Annotated in this window: 23 protein-coding genes and 2 tRNA genes; 21 read left to right on the forward strand and 4 right to left on the reverse strand. The window is 41.3% G+C overall.

Translation table 11 applies throughout. The features are described 5' to 3' along the window. Positions 1–31 precede the first annotated feature (31 nt). The 11 genes from NRF22_RS01215 to holA all read left to right on the forward strand — a co-directional run bounded on the left by NRF22_RS01215 (position 32) and on the right by holA (position 8,725). Positions 32–736 (forward strand): hypothetical protein, encoded by a 705-nt coding sequence (locus NRF22_RS01215; RefSeq protein ID WP_263778813.1) that lies wholly within the window; start codon positions 32–34, stop codon positions 734–736. Next, positions 736–1,662, forward strand: coding sequence for a hypothetical protein (locus tag NRF22_RS01220; RefSeq protein ID WP_263778814.1), 927 nt, complete (start codon positions 736–738; stop codon positions 1,660–1,662). The genes NRF22_RS01215 and NRF22_RS01220 overlap by 1 nt, the downstream gene beginning before the upstream one ends. A gap of 37 nt (positions 1,663–1,699) precedes the next feature. Continuing rightward, positions 1,700–1,773: transfer RNA gene (locus NRF22_RS01225), tRNA-Arg, on the forward strand. A gap of 7 nt (positions 1,774–1,780) precedes the next feature. Next, positions 1,781–2,293 (forward strand): hypothetical protein, encoded by a 513-nt coding sequence (locus NRF22_RS01230; protein ID WP_263778815.1) that lies wholly within the window; start codon positions 1,781–1,783, stop codon positions 2,291–2,293. 122 nt (positions 2,294–2,415) lie between these two features. Continuing rightward, positions 2,416–2,718 (forward strand): 50S ribosomal protein L21, encoded by a 303-nt coding sequence (gene rplU, locus NRF22_RS01235; protein ID WP_263778816.1) that lies wholly within the window; start codon positions 2,416–2,418, stop codon positions 2,716–2,718. 10 nt (positions 2,719–2,728) lie between these two features. Next, a complete protein-coding gene (gene rpmA / locus NRF22_RS01240) occupies positions 2,729–3,046 on the forward strand; it encodes a 50S ribosomal protein L27 (RefSeq protein WP_263778817.1) in 318 nt (105 codons plus the stop codon). 49 nt (positions 3,047–3,095) lie between these two features. Then, positions 3,096–4,184: a M24 family metallopeptidase gene (locus tag NRF22_RS01245; protein WP_263778819.1), complete on the forward strand. Its 1,089-nt coding sequence runs from the start codon at positions 3,096–3,098 to the stop codon at positions 4,182–4,184. A gap of 1 nt (position 4,185) precedes the next feature. Next, complete coding sequence (locus tag NRF22_RS01250; protein WP_263778821.1) at positions 4,186–4,692, forward strand: phosphoesterase; 507 nt, start codon at positions 4,186–4,188, stop codon at positions 4,690–4,692. A 182-nt stretch (positions 4,693–4,874) separates the two neighbouring features. Then, positions 4,875–5,456, forward strand: a complete 582-nt coding sequence (locus NRF22_RS01255) for a helix-hairpin-helix domain-containing protein (protein WP_263779261.1) — start codon at positions 4,875–4,877, stop codon at positions 5,454–5,456. Beyond that, positions 5,440–7,737, forward strand: coding sequence for a DNA internalization-related competence protein ComEC/Rec2 (locus NRF22_RS01260; protein WP_263778822.1), 2,298 nt, complete (start codon positions 5,440–5,442; stop codon positions 7,735–7,737). The genes NRF22_RS01255 and NRF22_RS01260 overlap by 17 nt, the downstream gene beginning before the upstream one ends. Continuing rightward, positions 7,724–8,725 (forward strand): DNA polymerase III subunit delta, encoded by a 1,002-nt coding sequence (gene holA / locus NRF22_RS01265; protein WP_263778823.1) that lies wholly within the window; start codon positions 7,724–7,726, stop codon positions 8,723–8,725. The genes NRF22_RS01260 and holA overlap by 14 nt, the downstream gene beginning before the upstream one ends. Here holA and NRF22_RS01270 read toward each other — a convergent pair. The 3 genes from NRF22_RS01270 to lexA form a co-directional block, all read right to left on the reverse strand. After that, the gene (locus NRF22_RS01270; protein WP_263778824.1) at positions 8,722–9,546 is read right to left on the reverse strand and encodes a CPBP family intramembrane glutamic endopeptidase; all 825 of its coding nucleotides are present in this window, start codon (positions 9,544–9,546) and stop codon (positions 8,722–8,724) included. The two genes, holA and NRF22_RS01270, sit on opposite strands and share 4 nt — an antisense overlap. An 82-nt stretch (positions 9,547–9,628) precedes the next feature. Continuing rightward, a tRNA-Ser gene (locus NRF22_RS01275) sits at positions 9,629–9,717 on the reverse strand. Between the two features lie 50 nt (positions 9,718–9,767). Next, positions 9,768–10,406, reverse strand: a complete 639-nt coding sequence (gene lexA / locus NRF22_RS01280; RefSeq protein WP_263778825.1) for a transcriptional repressor LexA — start codon at positions 10,404–10,406, stop codon at positions 9,768–9,770. 128 nt (positions 10,407–10,534) lie between these two features. On the opposite strand from lexA, the gene NRF22_RS01285 reads away from it, so the two are divergent. Further along, a complete protein-coding gene (locus NRF22_RS01285) occupies positions 10,535–10,840 on the forward strand; it encodes a DUF896 domain-containing protein (protein ID WP_007746548.1) in 306 nt (101 codons plus the stop codon). Between the two features lie 3 nt (positions 10,841–10,843). Continuing rightward, entirely contained in the window at positions 10,844–11,050 is a 207-nt protein-coding gene (locus NRF22_RS01290) for a YneF family protein (protein ID WP_263778826.1), read from the forward strand. 30 nt (positions 11,051–11,080) lie between these two features. On the opposite strand, the gene NRF22_RS01295 is transcribed toward NRF22_RS01290, so the two are convergent. Further along, positions 11,081–11,704 (reverse strand): lysophospholipid acyltransferase family protein, encoded by a 624-nt coding sequence (locus NRF22_RS01295; protein ID WP_263778827.1) that lies wholly within the window; start codon positions 11,702–11,704, stop codon positions 11,081–11,083. A 20-nt stretch (positions 11,705–11,724) separates the two neighbouring features. Between NRF22_RS01295 and NRF22_RS01300 the strand changes: the two genes are divergently transcribed. From NRF22_RS01300 to NRF22_RS01335, 8 genes are all read left to right on the forward strand, one after another. Continuing rightward, positions 11,725–12,717 (forward strand): methyltransferase, encoded by a 993-nt coding sequence (locus NRF22_RS01300; protein ID WP_263778828.1) that lies wholly within the window; start codon positions 11,725–11,727, stop codon positions 12,715–12,717. 134 nt (positions 12,718–12,851) lie between these two features. Further along, entirely contained in the window at positions 12,852–13,646 is a 795-nt protein-coding gene (rpsB, locus tag NRF22_RS01305; protein ID WP_263778829.1) for a 30S ribosomal protein S2, read from the forward strand. 43 nt (positions 13,647–13,689) lie between these two features. Continuing rightward, the gene (gene tsf, locus NRF22_RS01310) at positions 13,690–14,568 is read left to right on the forward strand and encodes a translation elongation factor Ts (protein WP_263778830.1); all 879 of its coding nucleotides are present in this window, start codon (positions 13,690–13,692) and stop codon (positions 14,566–14,568) included. A gap of 4 nt (positions 14,569–14,572) precedes the next feature. Then, positions 14,573–15,304 carry a UMP kinase gene (pyrH, locus tag NRF22_RS01315; RefSeq protein WP_263778831.1) on the forward strand — a complete coding sequence of 244 codons (732 nt, stop codon included), beginning with the start codon at positions 14,573–14,575 and terminating at the stop codon, positions 15,302–15,304. Continuing rightward, the gene (gene frr, locus NRF22_RS01320; RefSeq protein ID WP_412178703.1) at positions 15,304–15,846 is read left to right on the forward strand and encodes a ribosome recycling factor; all 543 of its coding nucleotides are present in this window, start codon (positions 15,304–15,306) and stop codon (positions 15,844–15,846) included. Before pyrH ends, frr begins: the two co-directional genes overlap by 1 nt. Further along, a complete protein-coding gene (locus NRF22_RS01325) occupies positions 15,846–16,601 on the forward strand; it encodes an isoprenyl transferase (RefSeq protein WP_263778832.1) in 756 nt (251 codons plus the stop codon). The genes frr and NRF22_RS01325 overlap by 1 nt, the downstream gene beginning before the upstream one ends. Next, on the forward strand, positions 16,598–17,398 hold the full coding sequence (locus NRF22_RS01330) for a phosphatidate cytidylyltransferase (protein WP_263778833.1): 801 nt from the start codon (positions 16,598–16,600) through the stop codon (positions 17,396–17,398). The genes NRF22_RS01325 and NRF22_RS01330 overlap by 4 nt, the downstream gene beginning before the upstream one ends. Continuing rightward, complete coding sequence (locus tag NRF22_RS01335) at positions 17,395–18,666, forward strand: M50 family metallopeptidase (protein WP_263778834.1); 1,272 nt, start codon at positions 17,395–17,397, stop codon at positions 18,664–18,666. Before NRF22_RS01330 ends, NRF22_RS01335 begins: the two co-directional genes overlap by 4 nt. The last annotated feature ends 3 nt before the right edge of the window (positions 18,667–18,669 follow it).

An 18,669-nucleotide genomic window follows, 5' to 3' on the forward strand; every position in this document is an offset into this window, starting at 1 on the left:
CAAAGGCGTTTTTCTTTGCAAAAATTAGGGTATGACAAAACAGTTGAATCTTCATTTAGTAGCGGAAAATAAAATTCCACTTTTGAATAATCTCATTAATAACAAGATTGATTATTTGACATCAATTAAAAAAGCAATCTCTGAAAGTGATTATTTGTCAATTTATGAGTTACTTGATTCGGCGCGTTTTAACGAGAAAATTAGACATTGGCAGCACGCGGATCCAAATTATTTTTTGAGCAACATGACCGAAACAATTCAACCTGAATTGGCCGAATTTTTGGTTCCTAAACTGCTTGCTTATCTGCAGATTTATTTTCCCTTCTTCTTCTTTAGAGAGGTCAAGACCGGCGTTTATGAGATCTTATTTGGCAGGTGGCCATCGGCGCGCACTTTTGGTATTTTGGATGTTATTCGGATTGAGTTCATCTTTAACGACCCGGTCATAAATGAATTGCGAGATTTCATGGATGACCCGTCTTTTGTTCAAAATAGGGATGACCAATTGAAGGAGCTTCATCGGGCGAACCGGATTTATGCAGGCAAGCCGGGGATTGTTTCCGAACAGAGTATGCAGGAAAATCAGACCGAAATTTTACGCCTGCAAAAGACTCAGGCAGTTTTGGAACTTGAGCAGGAACAGATTGAGAAACATTTTGGCAGTTTTTCGCACTTTTTAGAGCAGGCAGGCCATCTGTATGTTGACTATCTGAATTTCTTGAATAAGGAAAATTAATGGCAAATCAGGATAATTCGTTCGCACAATTAGCAATATTTCAGCAGCATCTTGACCTTGACAGCAGTCGTGTTGCTGCTTTGAGCCATGCTTTGAAACGCTTTTTAAGTGCACAGAACCCGGTTGACAACATTCGCACGATCAGAGATCTGATGCAGGTACAGCTCCAGTTCGGCCCATTGGCTGAATTTGCACCCTTATTTCGATTTGATGATGGTTTTTGGCTGTCCGAACTATTTATCAAACTGCTTTCTTTTAAAGACAATGATTTTTTTTCGACACTGGATGGCCAAAATAAGTTATCGGTCGGTTTGCGTTCTCGTATTTTGCCAAATTTTGAATTTATCTTTGTGCCGGCTGCAATAGCGGCTGGGGGTTTTTATCTGCAAGAGGCCAATTTACAGATCAGAATTCTATATTTTGATATTTGCCATCAGCGTCTCTTTATCGAGCCTAATGGTCTTTTGGCTCTTTTTACATCCGAGATTGGTCAAGGGCTCAGTACTAGACAGCTGGGGTTAACCATCCAAACGTTGAATGATCTGGCAGAAGTATTGCTCGAAGACCAGTTCGTGCTGGATTTAAATTTAATTCAGATGGAGAATGATGCCCAGCTGGAAATAAATAAAGCGGATTTGCCAGTTGCCGTCAGCGACAAACTTTTTATTTTAGCACAAGCAAATCAGGTAGATATTGTTGCGTTGGATGACGGTTTTTTGTTAAACTTAAACAGCAGCTTGAAATTATATTTTACAGAAGTTGTTGATCGCATTGGCCATGCCCAGTGGCGGTTTCGAGTATCCGATAAGGATGATTCTGAGACATTTTTATCTGTCTTGTTAAAATATGCTTGGTTTCGGAATTGGTATTGGGATAATATTCAGGATTTGCAAATTGCCTATCGCGATGAGTTTTTCTTGGGTTAGTGTGAAATGGTCGCATTTTTGACTATACTAAAAGTACGCGGAAGTGGCTCAACTGGATAGAGCATCGGAGTTCTAATCCGCAGGTTGTGGGTTCGAGTCCCACCTTCCGCATTAAATTATGAAAAAAAGTTTTTGGATTTTAGCATCGGTTGTTGTGGTTCTGCTGGTTGCAGCGTATTTTTTGTATCCGCGGGCTTCTTTTGGCGGTGTTCAGATGTCTGAGAAACAGTACAGACAGGTTCAGCGTTCAAAGGAAAATATTGATACCTTACTGACGGATCTTGGCAAATATCAGCCAACTCAAAGCTCGACGGTCACAAAAATTAAGCAAGATGTTGATCGCCTGATCTCTGAAAACGGCCAAAACTTATCGACTGCGGATTTTGATAAATTAGAGGCTGCTGCGGGTGACAAAGGTGGTATACTGGCCACAATTGAAGCGGCTCAAAAAGGCCGGTATTTGATTGACGGTGATATTGCATCGGTACTCCACGCTAAATTTTCCGTGATTGTTCAGCAATCCGCTAAATCTGCGACCGAGTCGGATTCACAGGCGGCCCAAGTTGCTTCACAGATTCAAAAAGATTTGAGTGTCGATTCCCGGCTTTATAAGTTAGGGATCAAGAGCTAAACGTTGACCTGAAAGGGTCTTTTTTGATACAATGAACGGGTTGTTGCAAAGCTTCAACCACTCTAAAGCGGTAATTAAGAGACCTAGTCCACCGCCACGGTGAGTATAAGAGGAGGCCGTTAATGGCTAATAAGTACGCAGTTATCGAGACTGGCGGCAAGCAGTATCGTGTAGAAGCAGGGGACGCTATCTTCATCGAGAAACTTGAAGCCAACGAAGGCGATAAAGTTGTTTTTGATAAAGTTTTGCTCGCAAATGGCGAATTTGGCGATCCATATGTAGCTGGTGCACAGGTTACTGGCACTGTTGCTAAACAGGGCAAAGAGAAAAAAGTTGTTACCTTTAAATACAAGGCTAAAAAGCACGGCCATGTTAAAAAAGGTCACCGTCAACCATATTCTAAAGTATTGATCGAGAGCGTTTAAGGAGGACGACATGTTTGAGAAGTTAGAAAATCTAATTAAATTAGCCCACCATAAGGGAGGCGGATCATCTTCCAACGGTCGCGATTCTGCAGGACGTCGTCTTGGTGCAAAGCGTGCTGATGGACAGGATGTTTTGGCCGGCACAATCATTTACCGTCAACGTGGTACACATATTTACCCAGGTAATAATGTTGGTCGCGGTGATGATGATACTCTTTATGCTTTAACAGATGGCGTTGTTCGTTTTGAACGCAAGGGCAAGGCACAGAGACAAGCATCTGTTTATTCTAGAGAAGAATATCAGTCAAAATTAGAAGCAGTTGATTAAAATTTTTTGTGAGTAGCGGTTTACCGCTATTTTTTTTAGGCAGGTATCTATGAAATATGATTTTGAGAAAAGAATAGAGAAATTAAGAAAGTTATTCGATGTGTTGAAGGTAGATGCCATGACAATTTATCAGGGCACTAATATTGAATATCTGACAGGCTTTGATGCAGGCTCAGGCGAGGGCATGTTCAGCTTGGACCGGACGCACGCGCTGCTTGTTACTGATGGCCGTTACGAAGAAGCCTTGACCGGAAATTTGCCTGATGGGGTTGACCTAAAAATTACGAGAGATTATTACGGTGATACTGCTAAAGCACTGAACAAGTGGCAAGCAGACACGGTAGGTTTCGAAGAGAATCTTCCCTTCAACGTTTTTGATTTTCTGGATAGCGAATTAGATTCTAATTTCGTCCCAACACCTGCGCCAATAGAAGCTTTGCGCGAAATCAAGGATGCCGATGAGATTGAAAATCTTCGTCAGGCGACTCGGCGATCGGTAGCTGCGTTTAACCAATTACTAAATTGGATCAAGACGGGACAAACTGAAAGAGAAATTGCAAACCAACTGGATTACTTTGCGCGTAAAGAGGGGCTTGAAAAAACTAGTTTCGATACAATCGTTGCTTCCGGGGAAAATTCTGCCAAGCCTCACGGCACCGCTAACGAACGTCGAATTAGACAGGGTGATTTGCTGACAATTGATTTTGGCTACTACTATCACCATTACACTTCTGATATCACAAGAACACTGGCCGTAGGACCCATCAACGACAAATTGCGAAACATTTACGAAATTGTTAAAGAGGCCCAAAAACGTGCTATTGCAGCAGTTAAACCTGATGTTTCACTCAGTGATGTTGACTTGGCTGCTCGTGCTTACATCTCGTCAAGGGGGTTTGATAAAGAATATAATCACGGTGGCGGCCATGGCGCAGGACTTGATATTCACGAAGGCCCGGCAGTGTCTCCTAGGTCGACAGACGAAGCCGTGATCGGCCAGATGCTGACAATTGAACCAGGAATATATCTTTCCGGACTAGGCGGCGTGCGTATTGAGGATGATATTCTAGTTACCAAAAACGGCTTTGAAAACCTCACTGGCGGTATTACACGCGACTTAATCACAATCGAGAACTAACATGACTATTAGATTAGATTATTTAGTATTTTATATTGGCAACATTAGTTATGGTTTTGACTATGTGTACACAAAAAGAATTAATGGGCACGCTTTTTATGTCCGCCGACAGCCGCAAGAAGAGATTGCAGATATTTTGGACGAAAATTTTGATTTCTATAATCCGCATATCGCTGAGGATACACATGCAGCTTTTAACTGGAAATATGACGAAAAATTCACGGATTTAAGCCGTGTTTGGGATCACTATTCAGATGTAGTACTAGGTTTTATAGAGCCTTGGGAAGCTGATTATCGTGCGCCAGTCGATTATAATTCCGATAAGAATGTCGAGTGGGGTATTCGTTTTCACTCACGAAACTTAAAGGGCGAACAACTAATTTATGGTGTTAATGCTTATCCTGAGCGCTTTGACGATTTCGTTAATTATTTACGATCGTTCGACCCAGAAACACCCACCAAAGTACCGGACAATCTGCCTTACACACAGGGGCGCTTCGCTAATTAATTCATAAAAACACATCTCAACTCGTACAAATAAGTATGAGCGATTTTTTAAAAACATATATCACTAAAATCAAAGGGATAAACCCTAAAATTCTATGGACATGTACTGGGCTAGTTTTAGTCTTTAGTACGTGTTTTTTGTTTTATCTGATTCCGAATTCTAAAGCTGAACATGACTCTGTGATGATATCATCGAGCTCGGCGCAGGCATATTCCGCGCTGAGCTCAAGTACTAACTCAGCAGAGGTCCAGCGAAAAAATGAAAAGAAGCAGCCAGTTCAGGATCGATTGGTTTTCTTTGTTGATGTTAAAGGCGCGGTTTTGCATTCACAGGTAGTCAGAATGACAAGCGGGGAAATTATCCAATCGGCCATTAATCGAGCTGGCGGTGCCAATGCAGATGCTGATTTGAATCAGTTGAATTTAGCTGCAGCAGTTGTTGCTGGGCAGGCCATCTATGTTCCAAAGAAGGGCGAGGAGATACCGGAACAGTTTGCAGCCTCATCTGTTAATTCCAATGCCTCTGCCAGTGCAGGATCTTTGGAAGTAAATGCTAGAAATTCGAGTGATACCAAAATTGATTTAAATCAGGCTGATGCCGAACGTTTGCAAACTATTAGCGGAATCGGTGAGAAAAAAGCTGATGATATTATCAAATATCGTGATGAACATGGTCGTTTCAAGACGGTTGAGGATTTGAAAAATGTTGCTGGTTTTGGCGATAAGACTGTTGAAAAATTGAAAGACTATGTCACGGTTCAGTAAATCAGTTCTGCAAAATGGCTTGATTTTGTCATTACTGCTTGCTGCAATAAGTGGTGTTTTTTTCAATTGTTGTCTTTTAACTGTTGGATTGTTATTAGCTGTTATTGTTAGAATTCTGATGGGAAAATCTGTGCAAACAGTGATTGCAGCTTTATTAGTTTCTCTATTATTTTTGCTGCGATTTTCTTGTTTTCAATCCGCTTTTGAAGCGAAAACATTGCCTAATAGCGATCAAGCAAGCTTACGTTTACGTATTTTCGCTGATGACATAACCATTGATGGCGACCAGCTTAGGGCAAGAGCCTTTGATCAGCAGCATAAACAAAAGATTCTGCTTTATGCAACTGTTGGATCTGAGGATGAAAAACATTTTTGGGAAGCCAACCAAAAAAATTTGAATTGTTTGGTTAATGGACGAATTTCTAAACCCATGCGGTCAACTAATTTTCGGCAATTTGATGTTCGCAGTTACTTTCATACACAGTCGATCAGCAATCAGATCAGTAGGACTCGTTTTGAAAAAATATCTGTTTTTCGGTCGGCCAATCCATTTGACTGGATTATTTCGACCACACATCATCTGCGAAAATTACTCATTAATCAGTTGAACCAGCTCCCCAGCCCATTGTCGGATTATGCTAAGGCACTTTTGATAGGTGATTTAGATAGTGATTTTTATGACCGCTATCCAGGCGTCACGAACCTGGGCCTGATTCATTTATTTAGTATTTCCGGCTTTCAGGTCAGTTATTTTGCAGTTCTTTTAAAAAAATTTTTGAGAAAACTCCATATGACTAAAGATCACAATACAATCATGACTGCTTTTTCCCTACCGATATTTTTTATTTTTGCTGGAGGAGTTCAATCCTTGGTTCGCCCCGTTGTCTCAGCTGAATTATCTTTGGGGGCGACTTTGATGAAAGTACGCGTAAGCAAAGAGCTTATTTGGTCTGGCACATTGATGATCGGACTTTTCGTATCGCCGATGATTTTGTTCAATATTGGCGGTCAGCTTTCTTACTTGCTCAGTTTTGCATTGATGTACACCTATCGGCTTGGATCTTTTAAAACGAGTCTATTTATGAGCTTAGTTAGTATGCCAATTGTGTTGGCTGCAAAATATTCTTGGCATCTTCTTAGTATGCCGGCAAATTTTATTGCTATTCCTCTTTTTGGGATCTTCATTCTGCCACTAATCTTTTTAGCTATGCTGGTACAAATTATTTTTCCGGCCCCTTTAGGCTGCTTGAATTTTGTGATTCAGCTTTTTACTGAGAGTGTCGAATGGCTGGCACTTTTGCCAGGCCAAATATATTTTGGCAAACTAGCTGACTTTTTAGTTATTCCGTTAATCTGCTTGATATTCGTACTTTTTGACGAGAAAAAGATTCGTCGGCGCATCGCGACAGCGCTGTTTTCCGCAATTCTAGTCACTAGTTTCCTTATCATTCATTTTCCTAAAGAGGGTGAGTTAATGACTTTTGATATCGGCCAAGGGGATTCTGCATTTCTTCGCACGCCTCGTAATCGGCAGACTGTTCTCATTGATACGGGTGGTCGAGTTGGCTTGCCTAAAAAACCCTGGCAGATTACAAAGAGTGGCGTTAACCAGGGGCAATCTATCATTGTCAATTATCTGCAGTCAATTGGCGTCGGCCATCTGGACTATTTGGTGCTGAGTCATGGGGACATGGATCATATCGGTAATGCAAAAGACATTTTGAAATTAATGGCTGTTAAGCGTTTACTGATTCCGGCTGGAATGCGGAGTACTGATCCCTTTAAAATTCAGCTTCAGCCTTTTATTAAAAAGGGAACAGAAGTTATTGAAGTAACCAATTTATCCAATCTGCCAGGGTTTCCTCTTAAAATATTGCATCCCTTTGGGCAAGGTAAAGCTGAGAATGAGGATTCCATCGCACTGTGGACGACTTTGGGTCCGCTAAGATTCTTCACTGCTGGAGATTTACCGAAAGAAGGTGAGATTCAGATCGATGAAAAGTTTCCGGGACTAAAAGTTGATCTGCTAAAATTGGGGCATCACGGTTCCAATACCTCCAGTGATGCGCAGGTCCTAAAAAAATGGCAAGTGAGCTACGGCTTGATTTCAGCGGGTCGGCATAATCGCTATGGTCACCCCAAAGCAGAGGTCATTTCTGTGATGGATAGACTTCATGTTCATGTTTTTAACACCCAGACTAATGGTGCAATCCGTTTTCGTTATACTGAGCATAAGGGCTTTTTTGAGACTTTTACGAGAGATTTTGATGACACCGAATGATTTTAGTGCACAATTAAAAAAACAAGGCATTCTTCCAGCTGTTCTTTTGTTTTCTGGCCAGGAGGATTTTTTAGCCCAGCAAAGTCTTAAAAAAGTCGAGCAGTCAATTGAGACAAATTTTCGAGCTTGGGATTTTGTTAGAAGCGATATGAGAGATCAGTCTGTGCCGGTTGTTTTGCAAGATGTTTCGACGATGTCTTTTAGCGGTGAACGGCGTTTCGTTATCATGGATCAACCTGTTTTTTTGTCTTCTAAAGGCAGTTTGGAAAAACAGGATGAAAAAAATTTTTTGAATTATCTTCAGAATCCTGAATCGGAAAATACGTTAATCGTCAATACGGTCGGTATCGATATTGATAAACGAAAAAAAATTGTCAAAGCTCTTCTCAAAAGCGGGGAACAGGTTAATTTTGAGCCATTGCCTGAGAGAGAGGTTTTTAAAATTGTCAAACGGCATTTGTCACTAGCTCATGTTTTAATGGCTGACGATGTTATTAACTACTATCTGCGCCGCTTAGCCTTTGACCTGCGATTGGTCATGACTAATTTGGACAAACTAATACTTTTTGGTGTTTCAGGGAAAGCAATTGGGCAAGAGGAGATTGATCAATTAGTCACTGCTGAATTGAATGAATCTGCTTTTGATCTCGTCACTGAGATTAACCGGCGCCATTTGGATAAAGCCTTGCAACTGTACGTTAATCTTATTGATCGAGGAGAGGCACCTATTCGAATCAATGCGCTGCTTCAGTCCCAGTACCGCCTTTTGATTCAGGCTAAAGCTCTATCAATCAATGACACACAACTTGCTCAAAAACTTAAAATACATCCGTATAGGGCAAAATTAGCTAATCAAGCTGTCAGTGTCCAAACGATGCCGCAATTGTCGAATGCCTACTTGGATTTAGCTAAAATTGATTTTCGACTCAAGTCGACAACATTAGATCCAACGATGTTATTTGAAATGTTTCTTTCAAACAATGTTTAGAACCATTTTTTAGATATCTCGTTCAGATTCTCCTTCTTGAATAGGCGAAATGTGTAGTACAGAAAAATGATCAGTAGTATGGCTTGAAAAGCAAACTGAGTCGCGGTTACTTTGGGATTACCCAAGCCGAAAATGGCTTGCGGATTGGCTGCAAAAGCTAAACCATCGATAAGAGCGTGTATCAGGATCGTGACTGATAGATTCTTACTGAATATGTAGGCGGAGGCGAAAATGAGCCCGAGTGCAAACACATAAATCATTTGAATTGCTGTCACGGCTATACTGGCCGAAAAAAGATTAATCAAATGCAGGCCAGCAAAAAACATCGCTGACAATAAATTGGCTGCTAAGAAACTAAATGTACGGCTTCCTTGAGATAACAGGTTTCCCAGCATTAGTCCACGCGCGGCATACTCTTCAAAAATGCCGACCGAGAGCGAAACTGCTAGGGCAGTAAAAAGTTCGAAGGGGCTTAAATGGTGACTTTGGCTTGAAAACACGAGCAAGTTTATCAAAACGAATAAGATACTAGGGGAAGCTACTTTTAGTCCAAGAAAGAAACTGTGATTAAAAAAAGAAACTCTGATTTTAAAAAAGAAATGATTAAACAAGAAAATGAACAGAATGGCAAAGGACTCGCCTAGAATTGCCAACCAGCTTAACAAAAAAGGATCCCGATTTACCGCAAGCGTACTGTTATAAAATAACAAGCGGTAAACAGAAATAAGAATTGAGCCCAGGATTGAACCAAGGATCAAAGAAATAATCGTCGAGAAAAAAATTAAAAAGGATTTTAAGAGTACGTCTCTTTTACTTTTCACTTCAGTGCATTGCTCCCTTTTTAAGTAATAGACAAATATTGGCTCAAATAATATCTGATTTGTCTGTTTGAGAGAAATTGGAAGGAGACACGGGGATTCGAACCCCGGCGCCGACTCTACATCGGTTCGGCGGATTTCGAGTCCGCTGCATTACCGCTCTGCCATATCTCCGAGCTACAAAAACCATTCTAACAAATAAGCGGCTTTTTCAGCAATAAAGTTTAATAAATTGAATTACGATACAGACCAACAACTTTGCCCAAAATGGCAACGTTATGAACAATAATCGGTGCCATCGTGTCATTTTCAGGCTGTAAGCGATAGTGCCCAGCTTCTTTAAAGAAACGCTTGACTGTGGCTTCGCCTTCGCCATTACCAAAGTCACTGGTCATGGCCACAACAATATCACCATTGTCTGCATAATCTTGTTTGCGGACGAAAACCATATCACCATCTAAGATACCGATATTGATCATCGACGTTCCTGAAACTCGCAAAACAAAAAGATCACCTTCAAAACGTTCAAGATCATCCGGAAGGGGGAGAAACTCGGTGGCATTTTGTTCGACGGCCAGGATAGGCATACCGGCGGTCACAATTCCGATAACCGGTACTTTACCGGGTGTTACGGGGACACCGAGGGCCCTAAGGCCCTTTTCGGTAATTTCGATAGCACGCGGTTTGGTTGGATCTTTGTGTAACAACCCATGCTTTTCCAGACGTTCGATATGACCGTGAACAGTTGAAGTAGATGAAAGCCCAACCGCTTCGCCGATTTCACGCACAGTAGGGGGATACCCTTTTTCGTTCTGTTTTTCGTATATATAGCGGAGCACACCGAGTTGTTTTGTTTCAGTCATTTGAATCCCTTCCTGCTAAGATATTGCTATATGCAATTATAACCAAACATTTCAAGTAAAACAAACACATGTTCGTTAAATTTAAGAAAATCATTATTTTTTGTATAATGCAAGTATGGAGATTTCTGATGACAGATAATTCAAGATCCGAAGAGGAACATAATGAACCGAAATTCATCGTTGACGAAGATGAGCAGGCTGCAAATGAGGCTTTGAGAGCGAGAATTAACGAATTGGCTGCAAAGCAAAAGACGGCTCAAGGATTGACTGAGTCAGAGAAAGAAGAGCAGAAAACACTTCGAGCAGCTTTTTTGGCAAATTTTCGTAAAGCTTTTCGATCTCAGGTTGAAATGATGCAGATTTTCGATAAGAATGGTAAAGAAGTTACTCCTAAAAAGGTAATTGATATTCAAAAAAAGAAAGGATTGAGATAGAAAATGGACTGGATATGGTTTGTACTGATTGGACTGGTTATTGGTTTTGCAGCGGGAATGATTGTTTCTCGTTTTACACTGAAAAGTTATCTTAAAAAGAATCCACCAATCAATGAGCAGATGCTTCGTCAGTTGGGTGCTTCGATGGGCAGAAATTTGAGCCAAAAGCAGATCAACCAGATGATGGCGCAAATGAAAAAAAATTATTAAAAAAACAAACCCAGTTTGAGGTTTGTTTTTTTATTCTTGATTCTTTTTTTCCGGATGCTGGTCAACATAATGCCAATCTTTATCAATTTGCTGATCAAGTTGGGCAAACGCAGCCTGCATTTTCGGAATTGTTTCTTCAATTGAATCTTTTCGGCCGACCTTGATAACTGGTCCGAAGGCAATCGTCGTTGATCCCCGCCGAAAGAGGCCTTTAAAGCTTAACGGTCCTTGGTAGACAACTGGCAGAAGACTTTTACCGGACATCTTTGCGATTAGTACCGCTCCACCTTCTAGCTGAGATGAGTGTCTGGAACCCGAAGGGAAAATCATGAAATTGCGACTGCCGCTTTTCAATTCTTTGACAGGAATTTTAATCGCTGATGGGCCTGGATTTTGTCGGTCAACGGAGAATACGCCAACTTTTTTAAGAGCCCAAGCGAAAAGTTTGTTTTTAAAAAGCTCCTTCTTCCCCATGAAAATAAATTTCTTGGGCAAAAGAGCGATCGCAAACCACAAGGGATCCCACCATGTGCGATGTGGTGCAACAAGAATGAATTGTTCATTTTCAGGGATATTGGCGCGGCCTTGAATGTTCAGTTTGCCATTTATTATCCAGCGAATAGCTTGAATGATTCGAAAAAGGAACACGTACATGACTATTATTATATAGAGAAATGGCAAAAAACATCTTACAATCACAGGAAAAAATTGAAAACGTCACAGATTCACTCAAAATTATTCAGAACAATTCTCTGCCTAAGTTCGGGATTGATGCTTTGATTCTGGCTGATTTTATTGATGGAAGCCATTCTCAAAAGCAGAAAGCTGCTGACTTTGGATCCGGCAGCGGCATCATCGGGTTGGCTTATGCACGCAAAAGCAGCGGCAAAATTTCTTTGATTGAAATTGATTCAGAATTATGCGAGTTAGAAAAAAGATCAGTCCAATTGAATAATCTTGAAGATCGGGTTCAAAGTTTCCGAGCGGATGTCAACCAGCTTGCTGACATTTTTCAACTGAATTCGCTGGATTTGATTATGTCCAATCCACCGTATTTTGACGAGAGAGACTATGCCTCTAAAAGTCCCGATCCGTCCCGATCCCTTGCAAGACACGGTTACAACTTTAATTTACAAACGCTTTTTACACAGTCAAAAAAATATTTGAAATCAAAGGGCAAACTATATTTTATATACCGTGCTGAAAAAATGGCTGATATTTTTAGTGTGGCAATTGAAAACGGATTCGGCATTAGCAAAATGCGTTTTGTCTATGGCAAGGCCGACAGTCCAGCCAAAATGATTCTTGTTAAAGCTATCAAACAGGCCAGCAATGCGAAAATTCAAATTGAGAAACCGCTTGTTATTTATACTCAACAGGATAATTACGTGCCTGAAATTAAGGAGCTGCTTCAAAAAAGAGACTACTATTTTTATGTGATTCAGACTGCAGATAATTATCTTTACGCAGGAACGAGCGATGATGTTGACCGCCGTTTCGCTGCTCACCAGGCAAAGAAAGGCGCAAAATTTACCAAAGTTGATAAACACCACCCTTTGACTTTGGTCTATCGCGAGAGGTTTTCAAGCAAACACGAAGCCCTGAGCTTTGAAAGCCGCTTTAAACGCTTTACCCGGGCGGAGAAGGAACGGTATATAGGCTTGTAATTACCCCGCTATTCAGGTAAACTATTAAACGGCATTCGCCAATACACAGCGGGAATAGATGCTTTGCCCGTTGCTCTTAGGAGTCGGCAAAGCAGTAGAAGTTTCTGCAAGGACAAAAACATTAGGAGGCCAAAATGGCTGCAATTTCAATGAAAGAACTTTTAGAGGCCGGCGCGCACTTCGGTCATCAGACTAGGCGCTGGGATCCAAGGATGGATGAATATATCTTTACCTCTCGTAATGGTATTCATATCATCGATTTACAAAAAACTTTACGTATGGCAGATGATGCCTATAACTGGGTCAAAGGCGAGGCAGCCGATGGCGCAAACTTCTTGTTTGTCGGGACTAAAAAACAGGCTACCGAAGCAATCGAAGAAGAAGCAAAGCGCGCCGGCGTTGCCTACGTTAATCATCGTTGGCTCGGTGGTACTCTGACTAACTGGAATACGATCAAAACACGTATTAACCGGTTAAAGGAACTGAGAGCTGCTGAAGAAGATGGTTCATTTGACAAGCTTCCTAAGAAAGAGGCTTCTCAGTTGGGTAAACAAAAAGCAAAGTTGGAAAAGTTCCTTGGTGGTATTGCAGACATGGAAGACATTCCTGATGTTATGTTTGTGGTTGACCCAAAAACAGAAGAAATCGCTGTTAAAGAAGCACGCACGTTAAATATTCCAGTCGTAGCAATGATTGATACTAATGGAAACCCAGATTTAGTTGACGTTAAGATCCCTGCCAACGATGATGCAATTCGTGCGGTTAAATTAATCACTTCAAAGATGGCAGACGCCATTATTGAAGGTCGCCAGGGACAAGATGCTGGCGAGGCTTCCGTTGAAGAAGGCTTTGCTGATGCTGCTGACGAGCAGGCGGCTTCAAGTCAGCCTGTTGATACAGAAGACAAAGAAGTTTCATCAAACAACTAAAAATAAGTCGCCTTTTTAGGCGATTTTTTATGAGGTAAAGAAAATGGCACAAATTACTGCAGCACAAGTTAAAGAACTGCGCGAAAAAACCAGCGCAGGCATCATGGATGCAAAAAAAGCACTCGTTCAGGCTGATGGCGATATGACAAAAGCTATCGATCTATTGAAAGAGCGGGGCGTGGCTAAGGCAGCAAAAAAAGCGGATCGCGTGGCTGCTGAAGGCATGACCTATGTTGCCGAAGAAGACAATCGTTCAGTGATCGTTGAATTGAATTCGGAAACTGATTTCGTTGCCAGCAACGATCAATTCTTGGCACTTCTGCACACGGTAGCAGCAACGATCCTCAAAAATAAGCCGGCAGATCTAAAAACGGCTTTGGCCCTGCCGCTTAACGGTGGGACGCTTAATGACGAAATCGTACAGACTTCTGCACACACTGGCGAAAAGATTACGCTTCGTCGCTTTAGCTTGATCGAGAAAAAAGATGACGAAGTTTTTGGTAATTATTCACATCTTGGCGGTCAGATTTCAGTCATTGCTTTGTTAAAGGGCGGTAACGCTGCAGTTGCAAAAGATATTGCGATGCATATCGCAGCTATTGCACCGAAGTATCTTAGCAGAGAAGATGTGCCAAGCGAGGTTGTTGAACACGAAAAGGCAATCCAAATGAAGGCCGATGATTTGGGCAGCAAACCTGACAGCATCAAAGAAAAGATTGTTGAAGGCCGTTTGGGCAAGTTTTTGGATGAGCTTGCATTGCTGAACCAGCCCTTCGTCAAAGGTGATGGCGAAACAGTTACAGAGTATTTAAAGCAGCAAGGTGCTCAAGTTGAATCTTTTGTCCGTTACCAAGTTGGAGAAGGCATTGAGAAACAAGAAACGAGTTTAGCTGAAGAAATTGCTAAACAGATAAACGGGTAATTCTATGGCTGAAGTAGAATTTCATCGTGTATTGCTCAAACTTTCAGGGGAAGCTCTAGCCGGTCAATCAGGAATCGGGATTGATTTGCCAACAGTTCGACGTGTTGCAAACGAATTAGCTGATATTAAGAGGACATATCCGGAAATCCAAATTGCGATTGTCAATGGTGGTGGCAATTTGTGGCGTGGGGAACCAGCTGCTGAAGCCGGTATGGATCGGGCAAGAGCCGATTATATTGGTATGCTGGGTACAGTCATGAATGCCTTATCTTTAGCTGATAGTTTGGAACAGGCAGGTGTGGATACGCGTGTTTTGACAGCAATCGAAATGAGACAAATTGCTGAGCCTTACATTCGCGGACGTGCAATTCGTCACTTAGAAAAAGGCCGAATTGTCATTTTTGGTGCCGGGACCGGATCGCCGTATTTTTCAACAGACACAACAGCAGCGCTTCGAGCCGCCGAAATTAATGCCGATGCGATCTTAATGGGCAAAAATGGGGTTGATGGCGTTTATAATGCTGATCCGCGCAAGTTTGCCGATGCAGTGAAGTTCAGCGAGTTAACCTATGATGAAGTTTTGCAAAGAGGCCTCAAGGTTATGGATTCGACCGCTGGTGCTATGGCCAAGGATACCGATATGCCTTTGGTTGTATTTAATTTAAACGAACCTGGCAATATTAAGAAGGCCATTGAAGGACAAAATATCGGAACAGTAATTAAAGGATCCAGATAATGATTGATCTAGTAGATTTAAAAAATAGAATGGCAAAGGCCAGTAAAGCTTTTCAAAATGAGTTGGTCAACATTCGTGCCGGCAGAGCAAATCCAAATATGCTTAATAAAATCCAAGTTGAATATTATGGTGCCCCGACGCCATTAAATCAACTCGCTAGCATACAAGTTCCGGAAGCGCGGATATTACTGATTACGCCTTATGACAAAAGCTCATTAAAATCCATTGAACAGGCTATTTTTGCCAGCGATCTCGGTCTAACACCTCAAAACGATGGCAATGTTATCCGTTTGACGATCCCTATTCTGACTGAAGATGGCCGTAAAGATTTGGTCAAACAAGTCAAAGCAGAGGCTGAAAAAGCAAAAGTTGCCAGTCGAAATATTCGTCGAGACTTTATGAATGATTTAAAAAAAGACAAGGATTTGTCCGAAGATCAACGCCATAAAGCTGAAGAGGATGTCCAAAAAGTAGCCGATTCTGAAATAAAAGATATTGATCAAATTGCGGATAACAAAGAAAAAGAATTAATGGAGATTTGATGGTTTTTTTTGATGCAGCGAGTTCTAAGGAAAACGATCAGCTGATTCCCAAGCACGTTGCAATTATTATGGACGGTAATGGGCGCTGGGCTAAACGTCAACATCAGGCGAGAGTTTTCGGGCATAAAGCCGGTATGGAAAATGTGAAGAAGATTGCGCTTGTTGCTAATCAACTGGGAGTCAAGGTATTGACTCTTTTTGCATTTTCGACGGAAAATTGGGGCAGGCCGGCTACAGAGGTGAGCTATTTAATGCGCTTGCCAATAGATTTTTTTAATCTATTTGTACCCGAGCTAATTGAAAATAATATCAAGGTTGAAGTGATCGGTGAAGTTGATGGCCTACCTGACAAAACACGGTTAGCTGTCGAAAAAGCCATTGTAGACACCTCACAAAACACTGGCATGATTTTAAATTTCGCTTTTAATTACGGTGGCAGAAGAGAAATTGTGGATGCCGCACAATCAATTGCACGCCAAGTCCAAAAAGGGCTTATTCAACCGGACCAGATTAACGATCAACTGTTCCAAGAAAATCTCTTAACGAGCCAATTGGGAGATTTGGCTAATCCTGATTTAATTATCCGAACATCCGGAGAGAAAAGAATTAGCAACTTTCTGCTTTGGCAGGCGGCCTACTCTGAATTTGTTTTTTCAGAAAAATTGTGGCCAGATTTTTCTGGGGAGGATTTTAAATTAGCATTGGCCAGTTTTGGAAAACGTGATCGGCGCTTTGGTAAGATAAAAGAATCATGAGAACTCGAATTATTACAGCAATTGTTGCTCTGGCCATTTTCGTTCCTTTCGTTGTTTACGGGGGTATTCCTCTAACTATCCTGATTTCCTTATTAGGCGTAATTGCAGTAGGCGAACTGCTATTCATGAAAAAACGGCTGCTTGTCAGCTTTGAGGCCCTGGTCTCATTTGTAGCTGTTGTGGTCACTATTTTACCGAATAGTTTCTGGCGCTTGCTACCCGCTCCGACTTTCTTAAATCCAAGAACTTTAATATATTTGTTTATTTTCTTATTACTGTTGACAACGGTCTTGTCAAACAACAAGTTAAGTTTTGATGACGCTGGTGCTTTGTCACTGGGTGTTTTATATATAGGTTTTGGTTTTCATTTCTTTTTACAGGCAAGGGCTGAAAATTGGATGGCATTCGTTTTTGGACTGATTATCGTTTGGCTGACGGATAGTTTCGCGTACATAATTGGCAGGAAATTAGGCAGACACAAACTGATACCTAAAATTAGTCCTAACAAGACTTGGGAAGGTTCTATTGGGGGAACTGCTGTAGCAACGATTGTGGCAATTATTTTTGCAGAAAGTACCCATTTTGCAACTCATTTTTCACTGTTTGAAATTGCACTGGCTACTCTCATTCTTTCGATTGCAGGCCAATTTGGAGATTTGATTGAATCAGCCTTAAAACGGTATTTTGGTGTCAAAGATTCCGGTACTCTCTTGCCGGGTCACGGCGGTATTCTCGATCGTTTTGATTCCATGCTGATCGTCATGCCGATTATCGTTTTGATTGGACTAACAGCATGAATTTAACTTCGATTGTTGCTTTTATCTTAGTTTTTGGACTGATTGTCACTGTTCATGAATTTGGTCATTTCTTTGCTGCAAAAAAATTTGGTGTTGTAGTTTACGAATTTTCAATAGGCATGGGTCCCAAAATTTTTGGAAAAAATTGGCATGGCACCAACTATGTCTTGCGGATTTTGCCTGTTGGCGGGTATGTTTTAATGGCAGGTGCTGATCAGCAAAATGAGTATCTTGAGGATTTACGACCAGGAAAATTAGTGAAACTTAGATTTTCTGATGATACACAACAAATAGTTAATCAAATCGATATTTCGGATTCGCCAGCTGATTCTAGTACGCAGCTGATGAGAATTAAGGAACTGGATATTAACCAGGCTTTTGTTATTTCCGGGACTATCAATGAGAGCCAAAATTTAGATGCGAGCTACCATTTGGCCGAAGAAACACAAATCAAAATTTCTGAAGATCGTATATTCGAATTAGCTCCCAGAAATCGACAATTGCCAAATATCGCAATCTGGAAACAAGCAATTGTTAATTTTGCTGGACCTTTGATGAATTTTTTGCTTGCTTTTGTTTTATTTATTGGTTTATCAGCTGCATTGCCTCGTGTGCCATTATCCAATGGACAAATTAATCCAATGGCTGGTTATCCTGCTGCAAAACAGGGCCTCAAAAAGGGTGATGTGATTACGCGAATCAATACTCGATCAGTACATAGTTGGAATCAATTGACTCAAGCAGTAACGTCAGTGGGAGATCGACCTATTAAGGTGACTTTTAGAAGGGGCAATCAACAGCGGACTGTGTCTATCCAGCCTCGCCGGGCGGTTGAATCGGGACAGACAAGATATCTGCTGGGTGTGGAGCAGGATACAGGATCAAGCTTAACGCAGCGAGTTAATTATGCTTTTTCAAGTTTTTACCAAGGAGCAACAACGATTGGATCTGCATTTTTGCACTTGATCACACATCCTAGCTTAGACCAGTTAGGAGGTCCTGTGGCAATTGCACAAACGACCAGTAGTGCGGCTGCCGCTGGATTCCTAAGCGTTGTAAGTCTCACGGCGTTTCTAAGTTTGAACATTGGCATTTTTAATTTGATCCCAATTCCAGTCTTAGATGGCGGGAAACTTCTGCTGAATTTAATTCAAGCTATTCGCAGAAAACCTCTGTCTGAGAAGACTAATCAAGTTGTCATGATCTCGGGTGTTGTATTTATAATTTTATTAATGATCGCAGTTACGATTAATGATTTATTGAGGTAAAGA

Origin of the sequence: Oenococcus kitaharae (genome assembly GCF_025758695.1) — a bacterium.
GTDB classification, from domain to species: domain Bacteria; phylum Bacillota; class Bacilli; order Lactobacillales; family Lactobacillaceae; genus Oenococcus; species Oenococcus kitaharae_A.

Coding starts and splice junctions, on each gene's coding strand:
- NRF22_RS01220 (WP_263778814.1), top strand. CDS start 736: ATGGCAAATCAGGATAATTCGTTCGCACAATTAGCAATATTTCAGCAG.
- NRF22_RS01330 (WP_263778833.1), top strand. CDS start 16,598: ATGAGAACTCGAATTATTACAGCAATTGTTGCTCTGGCCATTTTCGTT.
- tsf (WP_263778830.1), top strand. CDS start 13,690: ATGGCACAAATTACTGCAGCACAAGTTAAAGAACTGCGCGAAAAAACC.
- rpsB (WP_263778829.1), top strand. CDS start 12,852: ATGGCTGCAATTTCAATGAAAGAACTTTTAGAGGCCGGCGCGCACTTC.
- NRF22_RS01215 (WP_263778813.1), top strand. CDS start 32: ATGACAAAACAGTTGAATCTTCATTTAGTAGCGGAAAATAAAATTCCA.
- rpmA (WP_263778817.1), top strand. CDS start 2,729: ATGTTTGAGAAGTTAGAAAATCTAATTAAATTAGCCCACCATAAGGGA.
- NRF22_RS01335 (WP_263778834.1), top strand. CDS start 17,395: ATGAATTTAACTTCGATTGTTGCTTTTATCTTAGTTTTTGGACTGATT.
- NRF22_RS01300 (WP_263778828.1), top strand. CDS start 11,725: ATGGCAAAAAACATCTTACAATCACAGGAAAAAATTGAAAACGTCACA.
- lexA (WP_263778825.1), bottom strand. CDS start 10,406: ATGACTGAAACAAAACAACTCGGTGTGCTCCGCTATATATACGAAAAA.
- rplU (WP_263778816.1), top strand. CDS start 2,416: ATGGCTAATAAGTACGCAGTTATCGAGACTGGCGGCAAGCAGTATCGT.
- NRF22_RS01255 (WP_263779261.1), top strand. CDS start 4,875: ATGATATCATCGAGCTCGGCGCAGGCATATTCCGCGCTGAGCTCAAGT.
- NRF22_RS01325 (WP_263778832.1), top strand. CDS start 15,846: ATGGTTTTTTTTGATGCAGCGAGTTCTAAGGAAAACGATCAGCTGATT.
- NRF22_RS01260 (WP_263778822.1), top strand. CDS start 5,440: ATGTCACGGTTCAGTAAATCAGTTCTGCAAAATGGCTTGATTTTGTCA.
- holA (WP_263778823.1), top strand. CDS start 7,724: ATGACACCGAATGATTTTAGTGCACAATTAAAAAAACAAGGCATTCTT.
- frr (WP_412178703.1), top strand. CDS start 15,304: ATGATTGATCTAGTAGATTTAAAAAATAGAATGGCAAAGGCCAGTAAA.
- NRF22_RS01285 (WP_007746548.1), top strand. CDS start 10,535: ATGACAGATAATTCAAGATCCGAAGAGGAACATAATGAACCGAAATTC.
- NRF22_RS01250 (WP_263778821.1), top strand. CDS start 4,186: ATGACTATTAGATTAGATTATTTAGTATTTTATATTGGCAACATTAGT.
- NRF22_RS01290 (WP_263778826.1), top strand. CDS start 10,844: ATGGACTGGATATGGTTTGTACTGATTGGACTGGTTATTGGTTTTGCA.
- NRF22_RS01295 (WP_263778827.1), bottom strand. CDS start 11,704: ATGTACGTGTTCCTTTTTCGAATCATTCAAGCTATTCGCTGGATAATA.
- NRF22_RS01245 (WP_263778819.1), top strand. CDS start 3,096: ATGAAATATGATTTTGAGAAAAGAATAGAGAAATTAAGAAAGTTATTC.
- pyrH (WP_263778831.1), top strand. CDS start 14,573: ATGGCTGAAGTAGAATTTCATCGTGTATTGCTCAAACTTTCAGGGGAA.
- NRF22_RS01230 (WP_263778815.1), top strand. CDS start 1,781: ATGAAAAAAAGTTTTTGGATTTTAGCATCGGTTGTTGTGGTTCTGCTG.